Annotated in this window: 5 protein-coding genes; all 5 read right to left on the bottom strand. The window is 58.2% G+C overall.

Annotated features, from left to right (window positions below):
- Positions 1 to 489 (bottom strand): ABC transporter ATP-binding protein (locus AC1DT3_RS12350; protein WP_477465548.1); only part of this gene is annotated, 489 nt, incomplete at its 3' end.
- A gap of 59 nt (positions 490 to 548) precedes the next feature.
- The gene (locus AC1DT3_RS12355) at positions 549 to 1,829 is read right to left on the bottom strand and encodes an ABC transporter substrate-binding protein (protein WP_477465549.1); all 1,281 of its coding nucleotides are present in this window, start codon (positions 1,827 to 1,829) and stop codon (positions 549 to 551) included.
- Between the two features lie 54 nt (positions 1,830 to 1,883).
- Positions 1,884 to 2,972 (bottom strand): branched-chain amino acid ABC transporter permease, encoded by a 1,089-nt coding sequence (locus AC1DT3_RS12360; protein WP_477465550.1) that lies wholly within the window; start codon positions 2,970 to 2,972, stop codon positions 1,884 to 1,886.
- A gap of 2 nt (positions 2,973 to 2,974) precedes the next feature.
- Complete coding sequence (locus tag AC1DT3_RS12365; protein WP_477465551.1) at positions 2,975 to 3,868, bottom strand: branched-chain amino acid ABC transporter permease; 894 nt, start codon at positions 3,866 to 3,868, stop codon at positions 2,975 to 2,977.
- 16 nt (positions 3,869 to 3,884) lie between these two features.
- On the bottom strand, positions 3,885 to 4,791 hold a 907-nt coding region (locus AC1DT3_RS12370), incomplete at its 5' end, for an AMP-binding protein (protein WP_477465552.1).

Here is a 4,791-nt window from a genome sequence, read left to right on the forward strand (position 1 = left end):
GAGCATTTGTTGCTCGCCACCCGATAGATAGCCTGCAAGGCCTGTTCGTTCCTTCAAGCGGGGGAAATAGCCGAGGACCATGTCGAGATCCTGCTGGACCTCCTTGTCTCGCCGCGTAAATGCGCCGAGACGCAGGTTTTCGATGGACGTCATATCGGCGATGATTCCACGCCCCTCCATAACCTGGAAGATGCCGCGGCGCACGATGCGGTCCGGTTCGATCCCATCGATACGCTGTCCGTCAAAGATGACTTCGCCGCGTGTGACCTCTCCATTCTCGGTCTTGAGGAGGCCGGAAATCGCCTTGAGTGTCGTCGATTTCCCGGCGCCGTTCGACCCGAGAAGCGCAACGACGCTGCCGAGGGGTATATCGAGGCTGAGACCCCGCAGGACCAGGATGACCTCGTCATATACCACTTCGATATTGCGAACCGAGAGTAGCGACTCGACCTGGGGGACGCCGGCTGGTTTGGCGAGGTTTTGCGGCAATGGCGATCCTCCTGCAATCGCTGCCCCGCGACGATGCGGGGCAGCGCCAATTCACAATCTCACCAGCCGAGCCATTCCGGCTTACGCGGCAGATTGATGGTGGTCACCTTCTCCAGCTTGATCGTGCCGTTCTTAGCCAGCTCGTTCAAGGGTGCCTCGGTGCTTCCGGACACTTTCGACCGATAGAGGTTGACCGTCAGCATCCCGCGATGGTCGTTTTCGGTCCATGTCGACGGAAGGCAGACGCCCTCGAGACCGACGGGCACCCAATCTTTCTTGGCATAGAATCCCTTCTTAACGTTGGGCCCGCTGATCCCACCGTTTTGAGTGGCCCAATCCATTGCTTCCTTCATGTAGAAGGCGCTGCAAATGCCGGCGATGTAGTGCACAGGACGATAGATGCTTCCCGACGGATCGGAGACCTTCGAAATCTCCAACACGGTTTTCATCCCAGGAGCATCGCCTCCAGAGACCGTACCGGTTCGAACTGGAAAGACGACGCCGTCCGCTGCATCGCCTGCGGCCTTGGCGGCATTCTCGTCCATCCCCCAGACGTTGCCCAGGAACTGGACGTCCACGCCCGCATTCTTGCATGCCTTGAGGACCGAGATGTTCGAACCCGCCGTATTGCCGAGATAGGCATAGTTCGCTCCGGAGCTCTTCAAGGTCAGGCATTGTGCCGTGTAGTCTCCGGGCGTCAGAGCGAATTGAACCGCCGGGAGCACATCAAAGCCGAGATCCTTGGCAAGCGACTCGCCAGCTTCCTTCGGCGAATTCGGATAGGGATGGTTGCCGCCCATATGCACGTATTTGGGCTTCCCGGATTTGCCTTTGGTCTTCCAGTCGTCGGCTGCCCAGGTCAACATCGCACGCAGCGAGTCTGAATAGCTCGGGCCGTAGAAGAAGTTGTACGGCGCTGGCTTGGAACCCTTGGTGCCCTGGCCGGTAGGATCGGTCAGCTGGCCCGCATAAGAACCCGAAATATAAGGGATCTGATCCTGCGCGACGAAGCCTGTCAGCGCTTCAGTGTCGGCCGTGCCCCAGCCTTGGATCGCGGCGACCTTCTCCCCCACCCAACGCTTGTACTGCGCGACCGCGCGGGGAACCTGGTAGCCGTAATCGACCGTGTCGACATTCAGCTTCTGGCCTCCGACGCCTCCTTTCTGGTTCGCGTAGGCGAGGGCGTCTGCAACCCCCTGTGCGAACGGCGTGCCGACATCGGCCGTTGCACCGGAATTGTCCGCCAGGTGTCCCACGGCAATCTGCGCTTGCGCAGCTCCCGCGAGCCCCGTCAGCAGGGCCGCCATCGATGCAGTCTTCAGAATCGTATTGAGCGTCATGAGATTTCCTCCGCGTGACATGTTTGTTGTATGCGTTCCCATGGATGACCGTTCTCAATGGGAGAACGGGTAGAGCTTCCAGTATGCCTTGATTTGTCTCCACCGGTGGGCGAGGCCCTCAGGTTCGAAGATGAGAAATAGAACGATGACGAGGCCGATCGAGATCTCGCGCAGAAACGCGATGTTCCCGCGAAGCGACAGCGCTTGATCGATGGGCGTGCCGCGCAGGAGTGCCGTCAGCCCGTCCATGGCTTCGGGCAAGAGAACCATGAAGGCCGTGCCGAGCAGCGTCCCCATGATCGAGCCGAGCCCTCCGATGATGACCATGGCAAGGAACAGGATCGAACGGTCGATCCCGAATCCCTCGTTGGAAACGACACCCTGATTGTGGGCGTAGAGTGCACCGCCGATACCAGCGAAGAACGCCGCGAGGCCAAAGGAGAGCATGCGATATTTGGTGAGGTTAATGCCCATGATCTCCGCGGAGAGATAGTGGTCGCGCACGGCGATGAGCGCGCGCCCGTCCCGGGTTCGCATGAGGTTCGTCGCGAGAATGAAGCAAACGACGAGGTAGGCGACGACGACATAGAAGTAATGCTGGTCGCTCCTGATCGTGTATCCGAAAAGGCTGAACGGCTCGGCCAAGGCGGGAACGGTGCCCCCTGTGAACCACTCCGCGCGTGAAAAGAAATCGAGAAGAATGTATTGCGCCGCCAGCGTCGCGATGGCCAGGTACAGGCCCTTGAGGCGAGCCGCCGGAAGGCCGAAGACGAGGCCGACCATGGCGGTGGCAACGCCGCTCAGGGGGATCGCGAGATAGACCGGTACGCCCATCTTGCTGCTGATGAATGCCGAGGCGAATGCCCCAAACCCGAAAAAGGCCGCATGCCCGATTGAGATCTGACCGGTGAACCCGACAAGGATGTTCAATCCGAGCGCTGCAATGCCGTAATAGCCGATCTGGATCAGCAGACTGAGCCAATAGGGGCTGATGCCGAGCCACGAGAAGATCGTCGGCACCGCCAACAAGACGAGCACGGAAACGATCGTGACGTTCCGGCTCGTCGCCGTCGGGAAGATTGTCGTGTCCGCGGCGTACGTCGTACGGAAATCGCCCGCGGGGAGAAGGCTCGAACTCGCCATTCTCACATCCTCTCGATATTGCGTGTGCCGAACAGTCCATACGGTTTGATCATGAGAATGATGATCAAGACGTAGAATGGTGCGATCTCATAGAGATTGCCCCAATGAAGAAACTCGCTGTCGAAATAGTGCGCAATGTTCTCGAGCAGCCCGATGATGAGCCCGCCGATGACTGCTCCGACGATGCTGTCGAGGCCGCCGAGGATCACCGCCGGAAACACCTTGATGCCGTATGTCGACAGCGCTGGCGAGACACTGTTGACAACACCGACGACGACGCCTGCTACCGCAGAGACGACAGCGGAGATGGCCCAGGCCATGGCAAATACGTTCTTGACCGAGATGCCGAGCGATTGCGCCACCTGTTGATTGAATGCGGTTGCCCGCATAGCGAGTCCGTACTTGGAAAACCGGAAGAACCACGCCATGCCGGCCATCATGGCGAGCGACACCGCAAGGCTCAGGATATACGCAGTTTGGATCTGTAATCCGAACAGGTTGATCGACTGAGTTTTGAAAATGGGCGGGAAGGGTTGCGCATTGGTTCCGAAGATCCATTTCATCGCAGCTTGGAATATCGTCGAGAGGCCGATTGTCACCATGATGACCGAGATGATCGGTTCACCGATCAATGGGCGCAGGACGATGATCTGGAGTGCAATTCCGAACAGCAGCATGAACACAAGCGTGATGAACATGCCGGCGAAGAACGGGATCTGGTACTTGGTGAGAAGCCACCAGCACACCCAGGCGCCAATGAGAAGAAACTCGCCCTGAGCGAAGTTGACCACCTGGCTCGCCTTGTAGATCAAGACGAAACTCATCGCGACGACGCCATATAGCGCTCCGACGATCAGTCCGTTGATGAGAAGCTGTATCAGGAGCTGCGTGTTCATGGTCGAAGCGTTTTCCTCACGCCGCCTTTGCTGGAGCTGACGAATTTCCTTTCTGCGGAAGGTCTATCACACGCAATGTCGTGCGAATGCGTTGCGACGTACCATCCTGAAAGCGAATGCTCGTATCGACATCGATGCCGGGTCGGCCGCTATAGATACCATCGACGATATCGCCGTATTTTTCGTTGATGACGCCGCGGCGGACCTTGCGTGTTCTCGTCAGCTCGCCGTCGTCTGCGTCGAGTTCCTTGTAGAGAAGCAGAAACTTGGTGATACGCTGCGCCGGCGGCAGCGAAGCATTGACGGTTTCCACCTCTCTGCGCAGCAATTCGTAGACCTCTGGTCGCGCAGAAAGATCCGAATAGGTTGTAAATCCGATGCGGTTCTTTTCGGCCCATTTCGAGACGATGGAGAAGCGGATGCAGATCATCGCCGTGAGATAGTCGCGTCCAGCCCCAAGCACGACAGTCTCTGCGATATACGGCGAAAATTTTAGCTTGTTCTCGATGTATTGCGGGGAGAAGCGATCCCCTTTAGCCGTCTCAGCAAGATCGTTGATGCGATCGATTACCACCAGATGACCTTTCGAATCAAAGTACCCCGCATCACCTGTATTGAGCCAACCGTCGACGAGGTCCGTACCGCTCGTTTCGGTGCTCTTGTAATAGCCGACGAACATGTTGGGATGGCGCGCGATGATTTCGCCGACGCCATTCAAATCGGGTGCCGCAACCTTGATCTCGATCTGATCGTCGAAGCCGACGCCGACAGTGTCGAAGTTCACGTCTCCGGCGCGATGAAGCGTATAGGCGCCGAGCGTTTCGGTTTGTCCGTAAAGCTGGCGCAGCGGCACGCCCATGGCCCTGAAGAAGCGGAATGTATCGGGTCCCAGGGCCGCACCGCCCGTAGCGGCCGAGCGAAGT

The organism is Microvirga sp. P4_G7, from assembly GCF_056401005.1.